Consider the following 18,179-nt stretch of genomic DNA (forward strand, 5'->3'; position numbering starts at 1 on the left):
ACTGTGTTCGTTGCCCCCCGAGGGGGCGCAGGCCACCCTTGGGGCGGCCCTACGGGAGGCCTGATGGACGTCATGACCGAAACACAATTCCGCGCCGAGGTCGCCGGCTGGCTCGCCCGCGAACTCAAGGGCGAATTCGCGTGCCTGCGCCACCGCGGCGGACCGGGCGACGAGGAAGCCTTCCCCGCCTTGCGCAAGGCCTGGGAGCGCAAGCTCGCCGAGGGCGGCTGGGTGGGGGCGGCGTGGCCGCAGGAGCACGGCGGACGTGGCCTGCCGCTGGAACTTCAACTCGCCTTCCATGAGGAATACGTGCGCGCCGGCGGTCCGGGCCGCATGGGGCACATCGGCGAGACGCTGCTCGCGCCGACGCTTATCGAACTGGGCACGCCGGAACAGCAACGCCGCTTTCTGCCGGGCATCCGCGAGGGGCGGGAGTTCTGGTGCCAGGGCTACTCCGAGCCCGGCGCCGGCTCAGACCTCGCCGCGATCACCACCCGCTGCTGGCAGGACGGTGACGTCTGGCGCGTGCAGGGACAGAAGGTATGGACCTCGCTCGCGCACGAATCGGACTGGATCTTCGTGATCGCACGCAGCACGCCCGGTTCGGTCGGGCGCGAGGGGCTCACCTTCCTGCTGATGCCCTTGGACCAGCCGGGCATCGAGATCCAGCCGATCCGCCAGATGACCGGCGAGGCCGAATTCAATGCGGTGTTCTTCGACGGTGCTGCCACCGACGCGGGCTGCATCGTCGGCAAGCCCGGCGAGGGGTGGCGCGTGGCGATGGCCTTGCTGGGCTTCGAGCGCGGTGCCTCGACGCTGGGCCAGCAGATGCATTTCGTGCACGAGATGCAGCTCGTCGTCGACGTGGCGATCGCCACCGGCCAGGCCCATGACCCGGCCATCCGTGAGCGCATCGCGGACGCGTGGATCGGCCTGCGGGCGCTGCGCCACAACGCGCTGCGCATGCTCGTCGGCAACAGCGGCAGCGTCCGCCCCGAATCGCTGATCTACAAGTACGCGTGGTCGAACTGGCACCGCGACCTCGGCCAGCTCGCGATGGACGTGCTCGGCGCGGCCGGCGACGTACGCTCGGACGACGATGCGGTGCGCCGCCTGCAGCAGGTCTTCTTCTTCTCGCGCGCCGACACGATCTACGCCGGCACCAACGAGATCCAGCTCAACATCATCGCCGAGCGCGCGCTGGCGATGCCGCGCTGACGCGCTCCGAGGAGACATTCCGATGCGTTTCGTGCTGCAACTCGGCTTCAGCAATTACCGCAACTACACGGCGATCGCCCAGGCCGCGGAAGCCGCCGGCTGGAGCTGGCTCTCGATCCCCGACAGCCTGTTCTTCCCGCGCCTGACCGAATCCGACTACCCCTACGCCGAGACGAGCGCGATCCGGCAGTATCTGGAGCATTCGGACTTCATCGAGCCCTTCGTCGCGATGTCGATGATGGCGGCCGTGACCTCGCGCATCCGCTTCTACCCCGGAGTGCTGAAGGTCGCGGTGCGCCAGCCGTTGATCCTCGCCAAGCTGCTGAGTTCGCTCGCCGTGATGTCGGGCGGCCGTGTCGCGCTCGGCGCGGGCCTGAGTCCGTGGAAGGAGGACTTCATCTACAACGGCGCCGACTTCGAGCGTCGCGGCGAGCTGATGGACGAATGCATCGCCGTCCTGCGCGGCGCGATGAGCGGCGATTTCTTCGAGTTCCACGGCAAGCATCACGACTTCGGCCCGCTGCGCATGCGCCCGGTGCCCGAGCAGCCCGTGCCGATCCTGATCGGCGGCCACAGCAAGCCCGCGCTGCGGCGTGCGGCGCGCCTCGGCGACGGCTGGGTGTCGGCCAACACCGACCTGCCGACGCTGAAGGACCTGATCGCCGAGCTCAATGCCTACCGCGCGGAGTTCGGCACGCCCGGGCGCGACTTCCAGTTCCACGGCATCGATTTCGCCGCGCGTAACGTGGATGATTTCAAGCGCCTCGCGGAGGTCGGCGTCACCGATGCCGGCGTGCTGCCGTGGGACGTGCGCAGCGACCCGACGGACCTGCAGGGCCAGCTCGACGCGATCCGGCGTTTCGGCGACGAGGTCATCGCGAAGATGGACTGAGCGATGTCGGGCGACGGCCACCGTATCCTCACCCCGGACGAACTCGGCGCGCTCGCGCTCGCCTCGGTCGGGGGGGCTGCGGCCGGACCGTTCGATGAACAGCCCTACCTCGTCGTCCGGGTGACGCCCGCCGCGCCGGAGGCGGAGCGGGGGCGACTGGCCGCATGGCTCGCACGCCAGCCCTGTCCTGTCATTGGTTTGCTCGACGGTGATCGCCGGGACGAGCCGCCCGTCGCCGACGCACTCGTCGATGCCTGTGACGTGTTGGTCTCCAGTACAGCGGAACTCGATGAGCTCGCCGCGAATATCCGCGCGGCGCCCATTGCGGCGATGACCTTGGTGCAGGTGCTGCGCGCGACGCAAGGGATGCCGGCGGCGCAGGCCCTGGTGGTCGAATCGCTCGCCTATGCGACGCTGCAGGCGGGCCCCGAATTCGCAGCGTGGTCGAAAGCGAATCCGCCCCGGCCGGAGCCCGCGCCCGTCGAGGACGGTCCGCCCGTGCTGCTCGCGCGCGACGGCGCCCGGCTCGACATCACGCTCAATCGCCCGCGAAGCCGCAATCCCATCTCCGTCGAGATGCGCGACGCGCTGGTCGAGGCGCTGCAATTCGCGGCCACCGACGACTCCCTCCGCGAAGTGCATCTGTCCGGCGCCGGCGCGTGTTTCAGCAGCGGCGGCGACCTGCGCGAGTTCGGCACCGCGCCCGACCCGGCTTCCGCCCATGCGGTGCGCAGCCTGCGGCTGCCTGCGGCGGAGCTGATCCGCTGCGCGTCGCGCGTCACGGCGCACCTGCACAGCGCCTGCATCGGCTCCGGTATCGAACTGCCGGCATTTGCCGCCCACATCCGCGCCGCGCGCAACACCTTCATCCAGTTGCCGGAACTGCGCTTCGGGCTGATTCCGGGCGCCGGCGGCTGCGTGAGCCTGCCGCGCCGGATCGGGCGACAACGTACTGCGTGGCTCGTGCTGTCCGGGCGGCGGATCAACGCGGCGACGGCGCTGGCGTGGAGGTTGGTGGATGAGATTGTCGATTAGGCCGACCGTTCAGCATTGGTCATGGTCTTCCGCAGGCGGATTGCGAAGTGCTTGATCGTGGGATTTATCTGGCCGTGCATCGTGTTGGTGGTTTTTGTGGTCCTTTGTGACCGTAGGAACCCATCCCCATCCTGCCCTTCCCCTTGAAGGGGAAGGGACCGTCTGATCGCGCTCGCGTGACTCTGCACCAGCGGCGGCTGTCGAGATACCTGAATGGTAGAACTGCACAAAGTGGGACTCCCGAGGTCCATGCTGAGTCAAGAAGCGTTCAAGCATAGTGGTGTGCTCTTAACCGGATACGGCGATTGCATGGCGTCATTGCCTTCCGGCGTTTGGTCTTCGCAAGGCGCAATGAGCAGGTTCCTTCCCCTTCAAGGGGGCGAGGGCGGGGTTTCGCGAAGCACCGCTTCGCGCCGACCGAGCGGGCTGGCTGTGCAAAGCCAGCCCTCCGGACAGGATGGGGATGGGTTCAATTCGCTAGCAATACACGCAACCACGGATTCCGTTTGCGTCAACACCTCGTTGTTCCAGAATCGCATCACGCGAAATCCCGCGCTCTCGAGAGCATCGGTTCGTTCGGCGTCCCGAACGACCGCATCTGCGTGCTGGGACCCATCCACTTCGATAACCAGCAGTTGTTCGAGACAGACGAAATCGAGGATGTAGCCCTGAAAGGGATGTTGCCGGCGAAATTTCACGCCCAGTTGCTCGCCGCGCAAATGCTGCCAGAGCTTCCGTTCGGCATCGGTCATGGTCTTGCGCAGGCGGTTTGCGAAGCGCTTGCTCGTGGGATTTGTCTGGCCGTGCATGGTGTTGGTGATTCTTTGTGATCCTTCGTGATAGTCGGTAACCCATCCCCATCCTGTCCGTTCCGGGGTCGGCTTTGCACAGCCGACCCGCTCGCGCGGCGCGAAGCTATGCTTCGCGAAACCCCGCCCTCGCCTCCTTGAAGGGGAAGGGACCTGCTCATTGCGCCTTGCGAAGGCCCAACGTGGGAGCTGTTACCCGTAATCGCCGTGTCCGGTTGAAAGCAAACCGCTACGCTTGGGGAGTTTCTTGGCTCGGAACGGGACTCTGGAGTTTCTTACTCTGTAATTATGCCAATAGGCTTTTCTGACGGCTATCATCGGTGCGGTGCGGTGCGGTGCGGGGCATTGTGGGCCCGATTAGGCGGTTCCTTCCCCTTCAAGGGGAAGGACAGGATGGGGATGGGGTGCCTTCCGTGCTGAAGCCGCGGACTCCTACCACCCCAAATCAGTAGTGCGCACCTCTCCACTCATTGCGCCCCCAGATCACCAGCCCCTCCTTGATCGTCGCCTCCACCCCGACCGTCGCGAGATCATTCAACGCGGTTTCCCAGGGCCGGTCGAGCAGGCACAGATCGGCGGGCACGCCGACCTCGACCTGGCGGGGGGCCCCGCCCGGCGCATGCGCGGGGCTGCAGAACAGTGCGAGGGCTTCGGCGGGCGTCAGGGCCTCGTCGCCCCCTAGAACCGCACCCCCGCGCGTGCGGCGGCGGGTCGCAGCGGACATCGCGAGCCACGGATTGAGATCGCCATACGGCGCGTCGCTGCCGGCGGCGAGCGGAATGCCGGCGTCGGTAAAACCGCGGCCGCGATAGAGCCACGACTGATCGTCAGGCTCGACTTCCTCAAGGTAGCGGTCGCCCCGTTCGAGGATGAAATGCGGCTGCGTCACCACAATGACGCCCAATTCGCGCAGGAGGGCGAGGGACTCGGGCGGGGCGACTGACGCGTGCTCGATGCGGTCGCCGTCCAGGGGGGCGGCCTGCCGTAGCGCGGCGGCGGCGAAGAACAGTTCGGCGCGGGTCACGCCATGGATCGCGACCGGACGTCCGGCCGCGTGACTGCGGACGATCGCGTCGCAGAAGGCCTCGAAGGGCGGGAGATCCGCGTCGCGCAGATAGAGCTTGGTCGGGCCGACCCGCACGCCGGGCGCATCCGCCAGGCCGTCGAGCTCGCCGTTGCCCATCGCCTGCACGTCCTGCTTTAGGCGCCCGCTGCGCCGTTCGGCGACGAAATGCGCGAACTCACCGCGTCCGTTGCTTGCGCCCGCGTCGGTGACACCCGTGACGCCGATACGGGCGAGCGCCTCGCTGGTGCGAGCGAGCGAGGGGTAGTTGCCGGCGAGGCGCGACCTCAGCCAGTCGTCGCCGTCGAAGAGGCGCCCGGTCAGGCGGCCGCCGCAGCGTTCGAGCGGTGTGCCGCGCTCGTCTTCTTCCACGCCGAGCCGGCGCAGCGCGCAGGTGTTGAGGATCCACAGCCGGCCGGTGCGATGCTGTATGCGGACGGGCACCTGCGGGGCCACCGCATCGAGCCAGCGCCGGTCGATCGGGCCGCCGACGCCTTCGTGGTAGCCGATGCCGCGGATCCAGCCGGGCGCTGCGGGGTCCTCCAGGCGCGCGCGCATGCGCAGCAGGTCGGCAAAGCCGCCGACGCAGCCGACCACCGGGCTGCCGCAGGGCAGCGACTCCAGCGACGCCGCGTGGGCCATCAGGTGCAGGTGGTGGTCATGCAGCCCGACGCACAGGGCCCGGCCGTGGGCCTCGATCACCGCTTCGCCGTCGTGCGCCGGCAGATGCGTGGCGATGCGCTCGATCCGCCCGCCGCGCATGCGCACGTCGGCGCGCGCGCCGGAGAGGAGTTCCGCCGCGCGGATCAGCAGGGAACCCGAGGCCGCGTGACTCATGCGGCCCGCCGCAGCCACGTGGAGAACACGGCGGCGGTGTCGGCGCCGAGCGGTCGGGCCGCTGCGTCCATCGCAAAGGGCAGGGGGGCCGGAGCGAGCGGGCGGCGCGTCTTCGCGACCCGTGTCCAGCGGGCGTGGCGCTCGCGCAGCAGGTCGTCGCCGGCGGGCAGGGCGAAGTTCGCGCAGTGGCGCAACACGCCGTCGAGCGACAGGGCGAGGAGGTGGCCGCCGCCCGCGCGCCAGCTCGCCCAAGCGGCCAGCGCGGCGTGCAGACCGGTCAGCGGATCGCCGATCGCGTCGCCGCAGATCAGCCGCTCGCCAGTGGCGCGATACATCAGCTCGGAGAGACCCGCGCCCACGCCCGCATCGTCGCCGAACGCGATCCAGCCGGCCTGGGGTTCTGCGCGACCGTGGCCGGTGATGCTGACCCAGCTGCGGCCGGCGCGCGCGGCAAGCCACGCCTCGGCGTCGATGCCCATCTGGCGCAGCGCGCGCGGGCGCGAGGCTTCGATCACGATGTCCCCGTGGTCGATGAGACGCGCGAGCTGCGCGCGTCCGGCGGGCGAGGCGAGGTCGAGCTGCACGCTCGCCTTGCCGGCGTTGAGCAGATCGAAGAAGGCTTTCGGGCCGCGACGGGCGCCGTCGGGCCGCGCCTGCGACTCGACCTTGATCACCGTCGCGCCGAGCTGTCGCAGCAGCTGGCCGCACAAGGGGCCGGCCCACAGCGAGGACAGGTCGATGACCAGGGGGCCGCACGCGTTGCCAAGCGCCTTTCGAGGCGAGGCCGCGGTGCCGGTGCCGCTAAGTTCCAGCCACTGGGCGGGCGACGGCGGTGCCGAGACCGCGACCGCCAGGCCGAGCAGGCGCGCGCGCTCTACGAGCTGCGCCGCGGGCAGTTCCGCCACCCGTTGCGCGACCGTGGCCCAATCGGTGCCGCAATCCGCCTCCAGCCAGGCCGGCAGCATCGTCCAGTCGTCGGGCCGGGCGAGATTGACCGCGATGTGGCCGTCGCCGCAAGGGAGCAGCCGGCACGTTCCGCCCGGAGACACGGCGCCCTGGCGCGTCAGGCCGGCGATCTGCGCGCGCACGCCCAGCAAGGCCGCACCGCCGCCGGCCTCGACATGGAGACCCGGCCCGAGCCCGGCAAGCGCCGCCAGGGCGCCGTCGGCGCAGGAGGCCAGCGGCAGCGGGCACATCTGCGGTGCGCGTCGGGCGCGCCCGGTGAGCGCCATCAGGCCGCTGCGACGCCACCCCAGCGCCGGATGCTCGTCGGCCTCGCCGTCGCGCTCCGGCGCGAGCTCGGCGCCCAATGATCCGAGCAGGCGGCGCGCGTAATCGCTCGCATGGCCGCGCCCGCCCAGGGCGACGCGCAGGCCGGCGAGTGGGTGGGCGGGATCCATGAGTGCGCTCAGGCCGCTTGGGTTGCGTCGCGGAAGTCGTCCTTCAGCATGCGCCGCAGCACCTTGCCCATCTCGTTGTAGGGCAGTTCCTCGCGAAAGCGGATGGCCACGGGCACGCGCGACGAGCGCAGCCGTTGCCGCACCCAGTCCTGAAGCTCGGCGGTGCCAGGCGCGGCGCCGGAGCGCGGCACGACCACCGCGGCCACCGCCTCGCCCCATTGCTCGTCGGCCATCGCGACGACGGCGACGTCCGACACCGCCGGGTGCAGGCGCAGCACGTCCTCGATCTCGCCCGGCGAGATGTTCTCGCCTCCGCGCACGATCACGTCGTCGGCGCGGCCGTCGAGATACAGGAAGCCGTAGGCGTCCACGCAGCCGCGGTCGCGCGTCGGGAACCAGCCTTCCGCATCGAGCAGGCTGCCGACGCCGAGGTATTCCCCCGACACCTGGCCGCCGCGCACATACACGTCGCCGATCTCGCCGGGGAGCAGCGCTTGGCCGTCCGCGCCCCGGATCGCGAGCTCCACCGTGCCGATCGGCTTGCCCACCGAATGCAGGCGGCGGCGGATCTCGGGATCGTTGCTGGTGAAGGCGAGGTGATGGTCGTCCGGCCCCAGCAGGCAGATCGTCGAACTCGTCTCGGTCAGGCCGTAGGCGTTCGTGAAGTCGACCGCGGGCCACACCGCCATCGCCTTCTCGATCACCTGCGGGGGCATCTTGCCGCCGCCGTAGGCGATCGCCTGCATCGCCGGGAGCGCGCCCGATTCGCCGCTCGCATCCAGATGCTCGATCACGCGCGAGAGCATCGTCGGCACGACGAAGGCATTGGTGACGGCTTCCCTGCGGCACAGCTCCAGCCATGCCGCGCCGTCGAAGTTGGGCAACTGCACCATGCGCCGGCACGCATAGGTCGAGCTCAACACCGCCGAGATGCCGGCGATGTGGTAGGGCGGCACCGCCACGAGCGCGGCATCGGCCTCGTCGGCGCCGGCGAAGTCGACGGTGCCGAGGATGTAGCTCATCAGGTTCTCATGGCGCAGCACCGCCGCCTTCGGGGCGCCGGTGGTGCCGCTGGTGAAGAGCTGCACCGCGACGTCCGAGGGCGCGCCGGGCGCCTCCGTGACGGGGTCCGGTGCGCCCTGTGCCAGCGCAAGGAAGTCCTCGCTGCTTACGACGCGATTGCCCGCGGGCATGGTCAGCCCGTCGACGTAAGCCGGCGCGGCGATCAGGAAGGCCGGCTCGATGCGCGCGAGCAGCCCCTCCAGCTCCGGCCGCGTCAGGCGGTAGTTCATCGGCACGTAGGGCACGCCGGCATAGGCCGCGGCGAAGATCGCCACGGGTGCCGCCAGGCTGTTGATGTCGAGCAGGCCGACATGGCGGCAGCCGCTGTCGCGCATCTGCGCGCCGGCCGTGCGCGCCGCGCTCAGCAGGGCGCCGTAGGTGAGACTTGTCGCGCCGGAGGTGACGGCGACGCGATCGGGATGGCATTCGGCCGCCATCTCCAGGGCCATGACGATGTTCATGGGTTCAGTCCGAGTTTCAGTCCGACGAGGGCAGCGCCTTCGCCTCTTTGACGGCGAGCGGCGCGCCGCCGATCGACAGGCTGCCCTTGCCGCCCTTCGTGCACAGCAGCTCGGTGGCGTCGCCTTCATCGACGTAGCGCTTGCCGACCAGGGTTCCGTTGGCGAAGGCCGCGTCCGGCTCGGCGGCCGCCTTCTGGCCGTCCATCGCGATCATCTCGATACCGCCGCAGCACAGCAGCACGGGCTCGGGGCGGGCGCGGATCACCATCACTTCCGTATCGCACGCGGCGCTCTTCAGGCGCGTTCCGGCTTTCAGGGTTTTCATCGAAGCTCCTTCGGATTTCGCGACGTCCGCCCGGAACGCCGGGCTGGGCACCGCATCGCATTGATCGTGCTGCGATTCTGGGCGATGGATTTCGCGTAAACAATTGAGTGGCCCGAATTGCAATGCCGATGTCCCGATCAGAAACGCAAGCCCGAAAACCGCCTTTCGGCAATTCCCTATCGTGACTGCAACGGCCGATCCGCCACGGCTCGGTTCGCTTCGCCCTTTCTTTGCCATCCCCGGAAAGCCGCTCCGGATCACGAGGTGAATGCCCATCATGAACACGCCCACGCCGCCGCTTGCCAGCCTGCGCATCGTCGAAAGCTCGATCCTCGGCCCCGCCGCCATCACCACCGCCCTGGGCGACCTGGGCGCCGAGATCATCAAGGTCGAAACCCCCGCCGGCGACTACATCCGCGAGATGACCTGGCCGGTCATCGAAGGGGTGTCGCTGATGCACTACCACCTCAACCGCGGCAAGAAGAGCATCGCGCTCGACCTCAAGACGGAAGCCGCGCGCCGCATCTACCGTGACCTCGTGCGCGATGCCGACGTCGTCATCGAGGCGTCCAGGCCGGGCGCGCTGGCGAAATACGGCCTCGGCTACGAGGAACTGCGCCAGATCAACCCGAAGATCGTCTTCATCACCGTCTCCGGCTACGGCATGAGCGGCCCCTACAAGGACATGCCCTCGCACGGCATCGCCTACGACACCTGGGCCGGCATCGTGAAACCCGCCTATGACGACGAAGGTTTCTGCCACATCCCCGAGCACGTCGGCATCGGCATCAACGCCGCGCCGCTGTTCGGGGGCCTCGCCGTGCTCGCGGCCGTGATCCGTGCGCGCGAGAGCGGCGAAGGCTGCTTCATGGAACTCGCGCAGAGCGACGCCGCCGCCGCCTTCGACTGGTATCGCAGCGAAAGCCACATGGCCTACGCGCGGCCAGAGGACGTCGTCACCGGCAACAAGTCCGACAACTGGGTGCGCCGCCCGGTCGCCACCGCCGGCATGAAGGAGGGCGTGCGCTACCAGCTCTACGAATCGGCCGACGGCCACGTGCTGTTCATGGCCTCCGAGCAGGCCTTCTGGAAGAACTTCTGCGCCGGCGTCGGCCGCATGGATCTCTTCGACAAGTGGCCGGGTTCGAAGTACGCCGACCACGCGCGCGGCAACCGCGAGCTGCAGGCCATCCTGCGCGACATCTTCAGGACGCGTACCACCGAACAGTGGCTCGCCTTCGGCGTCGAGGCGAATACCCCGATCGCGCCGGTCAACACCGCGCAGAACATCGTCGACGACCCGCAGTTCAAGGCGCGCTTCAAGCTCATCCCGCACGAGACGCACGGCGCCGACATGCTCGGCTTCCCGGTGCAGTTCGTGGGTGAGGAGTTGCCGACCCCGTCCCGCGCGCCCACCGTGGGCGAGCACCGCGAGACAGTATTGCGCGAAGTGCTCGGCTACGACGCCGCGACGATCGACGCGCTCGCGCAGGAGAAGGCCTTCGGGTGAGTCCCCTGAGTCCTCACGGGCCGGCCGCGGGCCCTGTCAATTCCGGATATCCCCGCGGCCACATTCGATACCAATCCCGCCCGCCCGGGCCAAGCCCCCTCAATAGAATGAAATCGAGACCCGCAACCGGTCAGCGCCCATTCCCGAAGGAGCCAAGATGAGCAACCCGCTGCACACCCCCCTCTGCGACAAGCTCGGCATCGAGTATCCGGTCGTCGCCTTCACCCACTGCAAGGACGTCGCCGTCGCCGTCATCAACGCGGGCGGCTTCGCGGTGCTGGGCGAGGCGCTGCACACCCCCGACCAGATCGCCGCGGACATCAAGTGGATCCGCGACCGCATCGGCGGTAAGCCCTTCGGTATCGACCTCGTGCTGCCGTCCTCGGTGCCGGAGGAAAAGACGGTCGACGAACTGCTCGCGATGATCCCGCCCGAGCACCGCGAGTTCGAGCAGGCGATCAAGCGCAAGTACGACGTGCCCGATCCCAAGGTCGCGCCGGACATCCACCACTGGGGCGGCCTCGACCAGAAGCGCGCGCTCGACCAACTCGAAGTCATCTTCGACGAGCGCGTGCCGGTGTTCGCCTCCGGCCTCGGCTCGCCCGCCTTCCTGCTCAAGCGCGCGCATGAACTCGGCATGCAGGTGTGGGGCCTGGTCGGCAAGCCCACGCAGGCGAAGAAGCAGCTCGCCGCCGGCAGCGACGTCATCATTGCGCAGGGCTACGACGCGGCCGGTCACACTGGCAACATCGGCACCTTCTCCATCGTGCCGCAGGTCGTCGATGCCGCGCGCGGCACCGGCGTGCCGGTCATCGCCGCTGGCGGCGTCACCACCGGGCGCCACCTCGCCGCGGCGCTCGCGCTCGGTGCGGACGGCGTGTGGACCGGCTCGCTGTGGCTCGCGTCGCGCGAATCGGACGTCAATCTCCCGCTCAAGGAGCGCCTCATCGAGGCCGAGACCGACGACACCGTTTACTCCAACTGCATCTCCGGCTACACCATGCGCACCACGCGCAGCCCCTGGCACAACGAATGGGGCAGCGACGCCGCGCCGGACGTGCTCAAGCCGCCGCTGCAGATGATCCTGTCGTCGAACTACATCCAGGGCTCGCTCGACTACCAGCGCAAGGACCTCATGACCGAGGCCGCCGGGCAGGGCATCCATTACGTCACCGAGATGAAGCCCGCGCGCCAGATCCTGTCGGATATCGTTGAGGAGGCCCTCGATGTCTTCGACCGCTTCGCAGCCTGAGCCCTTGGCTGACAAGGGATTTCGCCCCGGTTTCGATCCGGCGGTGAGCGGCCGCGTCGCCGACTGTGACGGCGGCCGCCCCATCGGCGGCACAAAATTCGCCGGCCGCCAGGAATTCACCGGCACGCTCACCGGCGCCTACCGCGACTTCGGCCCCTATCCCTGGCGCTGGTACCTGCTCGCGCGCCTCACACGCAAACCCGAAGGCTTCGCGCACGACGCCGTGTGGTGCGACGCGGACAGCCTCGACCTCACCGGCGCGGTCGACCCCGCCGGCCCCAGCCAACCCGAACAGGAGTGACGCGCCATGCGAATCGTCGTATGCGTGAAGGAAGTGCTCGATCCGGCCGCGGTCAACAACTACGCGCTCGCCGGTAACCTCAGGATCGGCGCCGACGGCTGCACCCCCGACGTCGCCGCCATCCCGCGCCTCATCAACGGCTATGACGAACAGGCGATGGAAGCCGCGCTGCGCATCCGCGACCAGGGCGTCGCCTGCACCATCACCGCCGTCACCATCGGCCAGGACCGCAAGGACCTGCTGAAATACTGCGCCGCCCTCGGCGCCGACGAAATCGTCGCCATCGACCCCGGCAGCGCCGCGCTCGACGGCCAGGCCGTCGCCAACATCCTCGCCGCCTACGTGAAGCACACCGGCGGAGCCGACCTCGTCCTGTGCGGCCGCCAGGCCTCGGACGACGACCAGGGCATCGTCCCGCTGCTCCTCGCCGAAAAGCTCGGCTTCGCCTCCGCCACCCTGGCGCGCGCGGTCGAGGTCGACGGCAACAGCGTCACGGTGATCCGCGCCACCGCCGACGGCGACGAAACCGTCCGCGGCCCGCTCCCCGCCGTCGTCACCGTCAGCAACGAACTGGGGACGCCGCGCTTCCCCACTGCGAAGGCGAAGATGGCGGCGCGGAAGATGAGTCCCGTCGAACTCGACCCCGCCGCGTTGGGCCTCACCGCGCAGGACCTTCAGCCAGCAGTGGTGATGCTGCGGCAGTATGTGCCGAAGGTGCAGGGGAACTGTCAGTTTCTGACCGGGTCGGCGGCGGAGATTGCGCGGGAGTTGATGGAGAAAATTCGGGCGGCGTAGGGACGAGACGCAGTCGAAGTGAAGGCCCCGGCGTACTGTGACTGCTCCGGCTCTCTGCGTTAACGTCTCTTACCGAGCCCCTGTGCTGTTGCGCAAGGGGCCGGTAATCACTTGAAAGGGCAAGGTTAGAAGCGAAGTGTCGCGCCGCTGTTGTTGATGCCGATGGTGGACCCAGAGCAGGTTACTTGGATCGCCAAACCTCAAACCGTCAGCACCGCACATACCCTATATCTCTGCTGCTGTCATTTTTCCAAGTACCAGAGCTATGATGGACCATGCAATTTCATTAATTGGTCTAAAGAAGGCGTCAGCATCCACAATTTCTTTCGATGAGGCACTCTGATTGCTTCCGGAAAGGTGGTGGAAAAATTTATTCCGGACGTCGACGAGAAACCCAAACGCTTTATTGAACTCAATCTCCACTCCCGCTGGTGTCACCGTGCCGTGTTTCGAATGAGTGCCTCTAATGTATTTTTCAAATGGAACGCGATAAATAGGATCAAAATTCAGTATATATCTATGTTTTGAAATTACCAAATCTTTTTCAAAAATATGTCCTATGAATTTATCGCAAAACTTTAACTCTCCGTCCCCTGATGAAATTAGAGCTCGAAGATCATTGAATGCTTTTACGTAATTAGTTGAATGACGGGCATGAAAAAATGGAAGCGCATAGCTCATATGCTCAAGTGCGCGATAAACATACACGAAACCAGAGAGGTCGTTGCCCTCTTTGGAGGCAACAAGAGATCTCGCGATTTCGTTTAAAAGAACTTCAAAGAAACCTTTATTGGTTCCCGCTGCGTGAAAAAACTTGTCTAAAGAGCAGGCGATTGTGTAGGACAGGAAATTTCCATTTCTGTCCTGCATTCCCAATCCAGGAAAAGCGCGCAAGACATCTGGGCCGAGCGAGAATCCTTGCCTGAGAGGAGATCCTAGAACAAAGAAGTTGCGCTCCTGCGACGCGCTTGGTCCTCCTTTGAGTTCAATCCTTACGCCCCCTAATAGTGTCCTGAACAAGACCAAGGCGTGGGGGCTTTTTGGATGCAACTGAAGGCTCTTTGCCCTACTCTCGTCACGAAATGGAATAGCATTATAGATGCTTATGTAGCCATTTGAAAACATTCCTAGACCTCTTGACTAATCTCGTCAAGAATTTCGTCGCTATCTAGGTTTGACATTCTGCTGATGTTTTCAACAAAATACTTAACTGCTTTTCGGCGTGCATTACCTAATTTGATCTTAGATACGTTAATTCCTGAGAAAGCGGCCTCAAATACCTGCAGCGATTCTATCAATGCTTCGTCGGTGAGTTCTGAAATGTTTTGGGCGGATTTACGGGATCCGGCGCAAAATCCGATTACATTATTCTGAACCATAATCCAATCACGGGTTTCTGCTCTGTTGTATAGGCGCTCTATTTGGCATATGACATCTTCAAAGCTTGTTTCCGAGACGGTAAGGTCGGAGTTCATGATTTTTGAAGCCAGGAGCTCATCCATTTTTTCTTGGATGATTTTGTCGTTGTCAACATTAACGCTCTCGCTGAGAAAGGCTAGATATCCCTTAATTAGGTCTGCTTTTTTAAAAGCGCCGCGCTTCCGCTTTTGTCCTGGAGTACGTTTTTCGGCTTGAATATTGATTCCTGATTCATCGAAATCATAGATATTTGAGGCGACGATCTCAATCTGGTGACGAGCGGTCATTGGCTTTTGGCCATTGTTAAGCGTAATCATCCTATAGAGCAGCAGGTCCATTGAGTGGCAAATCAAAATATTAAGAAAGACCGGTCTGTCAATCGGGAAATCCTTTGGTGATCGTTTGTATGCGCGATCTATCGTATTAAGACGCTGCATGCCGTCAAGAACAAAAAATTCGTCAATTCTGTTAGCAATCAGGTCTCGTGCATCTTCTGTTGCGGTTGGGCTCTCTGCATCCCCGTCAACGATCGCTAGGGTCAGTGAAGGCATGATGCATCCGCCCACGATATCTTTGGCTAGTCGGTCGTAAAATTTTGGGTTCTGTACCTCGCGTTGTATGTCAAGTCGTCCTATGAGGGGGACTAGTTTTTCTAATGCAAATCTGTAATCAGCCTGTGCACTGATAAAAGTACTTCTAATGACGGAGTCAAATTCGACGCTGTGAACAACAAGATTCATAAAAAATCTCCGAGTAATTATTGAAAAGAATGCTAATTTTTACGGTAGGGGTATGTTTTTAGAGCGTACCATACGTATTCAACGAACGAACGGGCTGGAAGTTCGAAGCACTTCGCCATGGGGACGCGAAAATAGGGGACAGACCACGATTTACCCTCAACGCCACCGCTATTACCCGGCCGCGGCTTTGCCGTCCGCCCTCAGGCGGAAGTAACGAGCGGCTCCGCTTCCCCGCATTTCGAACAGCCCGGTCGCCTTTAAGGCCTCGGTCAAGGTGGAATGACCCGAATTTTCGACGCGCTGGCCGGCTCCCTTGAGTTTCTGCCCGACGCTGCTGACCAGTGCCCAGCCGTTCGCGGCGGTGGCGTCTTTGACCGCCTGGATGAGGGCCGCGCGGTAGGTTTGCGGGGAAGGGGGCTTCGGGGCCGCAGCGGGCGCAGCCGGCCGCGATCCGTTCGAGGGGCGGCAGAAATAGCTGTGGCCGTTCTTGTACGGGCGCTGGACGAGTTCGAACGCGGCGGTCTTCTGGATCAGGTCGATGAACTTGGTACAGCCGTATGTGCGCGGATCGAAGTCGGAATGATTGGCGTGGATGTACGAGGACACGTGCCCGAGCAGCGCCCAGCCGAGTTCGTCTGCGACATTGGTATAGGCGCGCATCAGCAGGTTGAGCGCGAGCGCCGGCGGTTTGAAGGACGGCGCTGGCGGAGGTTCCGTTGCCTGTGCCGGGACCGGCGTTTGCGGCAGCACGATGTCGTCGGCCGGGGCGGCTTGCGCGGCGATGGCGGGAGCTGCGGCCGGGATCGATGTGGCGCCTTCGGGAGCGGGAATACCGTTCTGGGAATCGGGTTGGCGTGTGTTGAGCAGGTTCTCGACGTAGATGTAGCGGTCGCAGGCATTCACGAAGGCTTTCGGCGCCTTCTTTTCGCCGAAACCATAGACGACGAGTCCATCCTCGCGGATGCGGGTTGCGAGGCGCGTGAAGTCACTGTCGCTGCTGACCAGGCAGAACCCTTCGAAACGCCGCGAATGCAGCAGGTCCATTGCATCGATGATCAGCGCGCTGTCGCTGGCATTCTTGCCGACGGTATATCGGTATTGCTGGATTGGCTGGATCGCATGTTCGGCCAGCTTGGTCTTCCAGGCCGCGAGATTGGACGTGGTGAAGTCCCCGTAGATGCGGCGGACCGTGATCCGTGCATGTCGGGTGATTTCTTCGAGGATGGGCGCGATGAATTCCTGGCTGACGTTGTCGGCGTCGATCAGAACGGCGAAAGAGGGGAGTTCGTACTTCATCCCTTGGAGTCCCCGGCGGCAGTGGCGATGACGCAATGATAGCCGGTCGGGATAAGGATCGGAGTTTGCAAGCCGCGATGAGTAGGTTCCTTCCCTTTCAAGGGGGTGAGGGCGGGGTTTCGCGAAGCATCGCTTCGCGCCGACCGAGCGGGCGGGCTGTGCAAAGCCAGCCCTCCGGACAGGATGGGGATGGGTTTCTTGCAGGCGCTGCGGAGTCCACCCATCCCCACCCCACCCCTCCCCTTGAAGGGGAGGGAGCCACGTTGTGCAAGCACTACTACACTCGCCAAATGGCGCCGGGCAGATCAGTGGTCGGCGAACTGATGTATCACGCCGAACCGCTGCGTCAAAACGCTCAGCCGCCTGTCAAGGGGCAACACCCAAGTCCAGGCGTCATCAGTGTGAATCCCAACTATTCGCCCTGCCCCGGCCAATGAACCTGGTAGCGCGTCGAGCGGCCCCCGCCGGGGAGTTTTTCGAGGCAGCCTTTCGCGACGAGATCGGCCAGATGGCGGGTTGCCGTGGCCTTGGACACCTTGGCGACGGCCTGATATTGCGCGGCGCTGATGCCGTGCTCGCAGCCTCCCCGGTTCGGCTGCTCTCCATCCAGGAGGCGGTTGAGCACCTTGATCTGCTCCAGGCTGAGCGCGTCGGCGCGATGCGCCAGCCAGAAGCGGCTTTTGCCGAGCACCAGGTCGATCTGTGCCGAAGCCGCCTCGATGGCGCGCAGCAGGGTGCGCAGAAACCAGTCGAGCCACGGCGTGAGGTCGAGCGGGCCGGTCGTCGCCTTCATCTTCTGGGCGGTTTCGAGCTGCGCATAGTAGCCCTTGCGATCGGCGAGGATGGCGACCGACATGGCGTAGAGACGGATGCTCCGCGGTTCGCCCTGGGCAAGGGCGAGATCGGTGAGGGCGCGGGTGATGCGACCGTTGCCGTCGTCGAAGGGGTGCAAGGTGACGAACCAGAAATGGGCGATTGCCGCCCGCAGCAGCGGGTCGAGCGCCGGATCGTCGCGGCTGGTGTTGAACCATGCGAGAAATTCGCCGATGCGGGCCTCGAGCCCGTCGCGCGGCGGTGCTTCGAAGTGCACGGTGGGGCGGTCGATGCGTCCGGAGACGACCTGCATGACATCGGTTCCGCGCCAGCTTCCGATGCGGACCCTTTGGCCGAGGAGGCCGTCGTCCCCGGCGAACAGCCAGGCGTGCCACTGCAGCAGGCGGGCTTCGTCGAGGGGGGCATCGAGGTTGTGGGTGACGTCCCACATGATCTGGGCGACGCCTTCGCTGCGCGGCTCCGGGCGGGTTTCGTGTCCCTGGGGCAGCCCGAGGCGACGGGCAATACTGGAGCGCACCGAGCCCACATTCAGCGTTTCGCCCTCGATCGCGCTGGAATTGACGATGTTCTGCAGCATCGCGTCGAGGGGGAATTCCGCGCGCAGTTCGGGCCCGGAGCCTTGAGCGCGGCCGAGCAGCACCCCTTGGGCGAGCGTTACCCGGCGCAACAAGATGGCCAGTGCGTCGGGCTGCCAGGAAAAGTGCGGCCAGTCGGGGTGTTGCCAGATCCAGCGGAGCATGGCGGAAAATTCGGGTTGCTTGAGCCGAATCCTAGCATCATTCGGCTCATGTTTTGAGCCTGTTGCGTGCTGCTCAGCCTGGTTTTCGCCTCAAGGCAGGACTTCGCACACGCGCGAGGGTCAGGCCAGCGGAATCACCCCGCCCAGCAACAGCCGCACAGAAAATAGGAGACAGACCACGATTTATCCTC

The 18,179-nt window shown here is 65.3% G+C and carries 16 protein-coding genes; 7 read left to right on the forward strand and 9 right to left on the reverse strand.

The features are described 5' to 3' along the window. The first annotated feature begins 63 nt into the window (after positions 1 to 63). The 3 genes from CDA09_RS09850 to CDA09_RS09860 are packed head-to-tail and all read left to right on the forward strand — an operon-like array spanning position 64 to position 3,145. Positions 64 to 1,218 (forward strand): acyl-CoA dehydrogenase family protein, encoded by a 1,155-nt coding sequence (locus tag CDA09_RS09850; RefSeq protein ID WP_286164450.1) that lies wholly within the window; start codon positions 64 to 66, stop codon positions 1,216 to 1,218. Between the two features lie 22 nt (positions 1,219 to 1,240). Then, positions 1,241 to 2,110 (forward strand): TIGR03619 family F420-dependent LLM class oxidoreductase, encoded by an 870-nt coding sequence (locus CDA09_RS09855; RefSeq protein ID WP_121428459.1) that lies wholly within the window; start codon positions 1,241 to 1,243, stop codon positions 2,108 to 2,110. A 3-nt stretch (positions 2,111 to 2,113) separates the two neighbouring features. Beyond that, the gene (locus CDA09_RS09860; RefSeq protein ID WP_121428460.1) at positions 2,114 to 3,145 is read left to right on the forward strand and encodes an enoyl-CoA hydratase/isomerase family protein; all 1,032 of its coding nucleotides are present in this window, start codon (positions 2,114 to 2,116) and stop codon (positions 3,143 to 3,145) included. 371 nt (positions 3,146 to 3,516) lie between these two features. Here CDA09_RS09860 and CDA09_RS09865 read toward each other — a convergent pair whose 3' ends face one another. The 5 genes from CDA09_RS09865 to CDA09_RS09885 form a co-directional block, all read right to left on the reverse strand. After that, positions 3,517 to 3,954 carry an endonuclease domain-containing protein gene (locus tag CDA09_RS09865; protein ID WP_121428461.1) on the reverse strand — a complete coding sequence of 146 codons (438 nt, stop codon included), beginning with the start codon at positions 3,952 to 3,954 and terminating at the stop codon, positions 3,517 to 3,519. A 445-nt stretch (positions 3,955 to 4,399) separates the two neighbouring features. Then, a complete protein-coding gene (locus CDA09_RS09870; protein WP_128106554.1) occupies positions 4,400 to 5,854 on the reverse strand; it encodes an amidohydrolase family protein in 1,455 nt (484 codons plus the stop codon). Then, the gene (locus CDA09_RS09875) at positions 5,851 to 7,254 is read right to left on the reverse strand and encodes a CoA transferase (RefSeq protein ID WP_121428463.1); all 1,404 of its coding nucleotides are present in this window, start codon (positions 7,252 to 7,254) and stop codon (positions 5,851 to 5,853) included. Before CDA09_RS09875 ends, CDA09_RS09870 begins: the two co-directional genes overlap by 4 nt. Before the next feature lie 8 nt (positions 7,255 to 7,262). Continuing rightward, positions 7,263 to 8,777 carry a class I adenylate-forming enzyme family protein gene (locus CDA09_RS09880; RefSeq protein WP_121428464.1) on the reverse strand — a complete coding sequence of 505 codons (1,515 nt, stop codon included), beginning with the start codon at positions 8,775 to 8,777 and terminating at the stop codon, positions 7,263 to 7,265. A 16-nt stretch (positions 8,778 to 8,793) separates the two neighbouring features. Next, on the reverse strand, positions 8,794 to 9,102 hold the full coding sequence (locus CDA09_RS09885; RefSeq protein WP_121428465.1) for a hypothetical protein: 309 nt from the start codon (positions 9,100 to 9,102) through the stop codon (positions 8,794 to 8,796). Between the two features lie 277 nt (positions 9,103 to 9,379). Here CDA09_RS09885 and CDA09_RS09890 point away from each other — a divergent pair, with 277 nt between their 5' ends. From CDA09_RS09890 to CDA09_RS09905, 4 genes are all read left to right on the forward strand, one after another. Then, positions 9,380 to 10,612 carry a CaiB/BaiF CoA transferase family protein gene (locus CDA09_RS09890; RefSeq protein WP_286164451.1) on the forward strand — a complete coding sequence of 411 codons (1,233 nt, stop codon included), beginning with the start codon at positions 9,380 to 9,382 and terminating at the stop codon, positions 10,610 to 10,612. Between the two features lie 157 nt (positions 10,613 to 10,769). Next, positions 10,770 to 11,864, forward strand: a complete 1,095-nt coding sequence (locus CDA09_RS09895) for a nitronate monooxygenase (protein WP_121428467.1) — start codon at positions 10,770 to 10,772, stop codon at positions 11,862 to 11,864. Then, positions 11,839 to 12,165 (forward strand): hypothetical protein, encoded by a 327-nt coding sequence (locus tag CDA09_RS09900; RefSeq protein WP_121428468.1) that lies wholly within the window; start codon positions 11,839 to 11,841, stop codon positions 12,163 to 12,165. Before CDA09_RS09895 ends, CDA09_RS09900 begins: the two co-directional genes overlap by 26 nt. Before the next feature lie 6 nt (positions 12,166 to 12,171). After that, positions 12,172 to 12,960 carry an electron transfer flavoprotein subunit beta/FixA family protein gene (locus CDA09_RS09905; RefSeq protein WP_121428469.1) on the forward strand — a complete coding sequence of 263 codons (789 nt, stop codon included), beginning with the start codon at positions 12,172 to 12,174 and terminating at the stop codon, positions 12,958 to 12,960. Positions 12,961 to 13,185: 225 nt separating this feature from the next. Here CDA09_RS09905 and CDA09_RS23150 read toward each other — a convergent pair whose 3' ends face one another. The 4 genes from CDA09_RS23150 to CDA09_RS09915 all read right to left on the reverse strand — a co-directional run bounded on the left by CDA09_RS23150 (position 13,186) and on the right by CDA09_RS09915 (position 17,988). Beyond that, positions 13,186 to 14,085 carry a hypothetical protein gene (locus CDA09_RS23150; protein WP_128106555.1) on the reverse strand — a complete coding sequence of 300 codons (900 nt, stop codon included), beginning with the start codon at positions 14,083 to 14,085 and terminating at the stop codon, positions 13,186 to 13,188. A 2-nt stretch (positions 14,086 to 14,087) separates the two neighbouring features. Further along, positions 14,088 to 15,119, reverse strand: a complete 1,032-nt coding sequence (locus tag CDA09_RS23155) for a hypothetical protein (RefSeq protein ID WP_128106556.1) — start codon at positions 15,117 to 15,119, stop codon at positions 14,088 to 14,090. Positions 15,120 to 15,290: 171 nt separating this feature from the next. Further along, positions 15,291 to 16,415: an NYN domain-containing protein gene (locus CDA09_RS09910; RefSeq protein ID WP_121428470.1), complete on the reverse strand. Its 1,125-nt coding sequence runs from the start codon at positions 16,413 to 16,415 to the stop codon at positions 15,291 to 15,293. 412 nt (positions 16,416 to 16,827) lie between these two features. Next, entirely contained in the window at positions 16,828 to 17,988 is a 1,161-nt protein-coding gene (locus CDA09_RS09915; RefSeq protein ID WP_121428471.1) for a Fic family protein, read from the reverse strand. Positions 17,989 to 18,179: the final 191 nt, after the last annotated feature.

The sequence above is a fragment of the Azoarcus sp. DN11 genome (genome assembly GCF_003628555.1).
In the GTDB taxonomy this organism is placed as follows: Bacteria; Pseudomonadota; Gammaproteobacteria; order Burkholderiales; family Rhodocyclaceae; genus Aromatoleum.

Excerpts from the sequence above, each read along its gene's own strand:
- CDA09_RS09860 (WP_121428460.1), top strand. The coding sequence starts at position 2,114 with ATGTCGGGCGACGGCCACCGTATCCTCACCCCGGACGAACTCGGCGCG.
- CDA09_RS23150 (WP_128106555.1), bottom strand. The coding sequence starts at position 14,085 with ATGTTTTCAAATGGCTACATAAGCATCTATAATGCTATTCCATTTCGT.
- CDA09_RS09850 (WP_286164450.1), top strand. The coding sequence starts at position 64 with ATGGACGTCATGACCGAAACACAATTCCGCGCCGAGGTCGCCGGCTGG.
- CDA09_RS23155 (WP_128106556.1), bottom strand. The coding sequence starts at position 15,119 with ATGAATCTTGTTGTTCACAGCGTCGAATTTGACTCCGTCATTAGAAGT.
- CDA09_RS09870 (WP_128106554.1), bottom strand. The coding sequence starts at position 5,854 with ATGAGTCACGCGGCCTCGGGTTCCCTGCTGATCCGCGCGGCGGAACTC.
- CDA09_RS09865 (WP_121428461.1), bottom strand. The coding sequence starts at position 3,954 with ATGCACGGCCAGACAAATCCCACGAGCAAGCGCTTCGCAAACCGCCTG.
- CDA09_RS09875 (WP_121428463.1), bottom strand. The coding sequence starts at position 7,254 with ATGGATCCCGCCCACCCACTCGCCGGCCTGCGCGTCGCCCTGGGCGGG.
- CDA09_RS09915 (WP_121428471.1), bottom strand. The coding sequence starts at position 17,988 with ATGCTCCGCTGGATCTGGCAACACCCCGACTGGCCGCACTTTTCCTGG.
- CDA09_RS09885 (WP_121428465.1), bottom strand. The coding sequence starts at position 9,102 with ATGAAAACCCTGAAAGCCGGAACGCGCCTGAAGAGCGCCGCGTGCGAT.
- CDA09_RS09900 (WP_121428468.1), top strand. The coding sequence starts at position 11,839 with ATGTCTTCGACCGCTTCGCAGCCTGAGCCCTTGGCTGACAAGGGATTT.
- CDA09_RS09855 (WP_121428459.1), top strand. The coding sequence starts at position 1,241 with ATGCGTTTCGTGCTGCAACTCGGCTTCAGCAATTACCGCAACTACACG.
- CDA09_RS09910 (WP_121428470.1), bottom strand. The coding sequence starts at position 16,415 with ATGAAGTACGAACTCCCCTCTTTCGCCGTTCTGATCGACGCCGACAAC.
- CDA09_RS09905 (WP_121428469.1), top strand. The coding sequence starts at position 12,172 with ATGCGAATCGTCGTATGCGTGAAGGAAGTGCTCGATCCGGCCGCGGTC.
- CDA09_RS09895 (WP_121428467.1), top strand. The coding sequence starts at position 10,770 with ATGAGCAACCCGCTGCACACCCCCCTCTGCGACAAGCTCGGCATCGAG.
- CDA09_RS09880 (WP_121428464.1), bottom strand. The coding sequence starts at position 8,777 with ATGAACATCGTCATGGCCCTGGAGATGGCGGCCGAATGCCATCCCGAT.
- CDA09_RS09890 (WP_286164451.1), top strand. The coding sequence starts at position 9,380 with ATGAACACGCCCACGCCGCCGCTTGCCAGCCTGCGCATCGTCGAAAGC.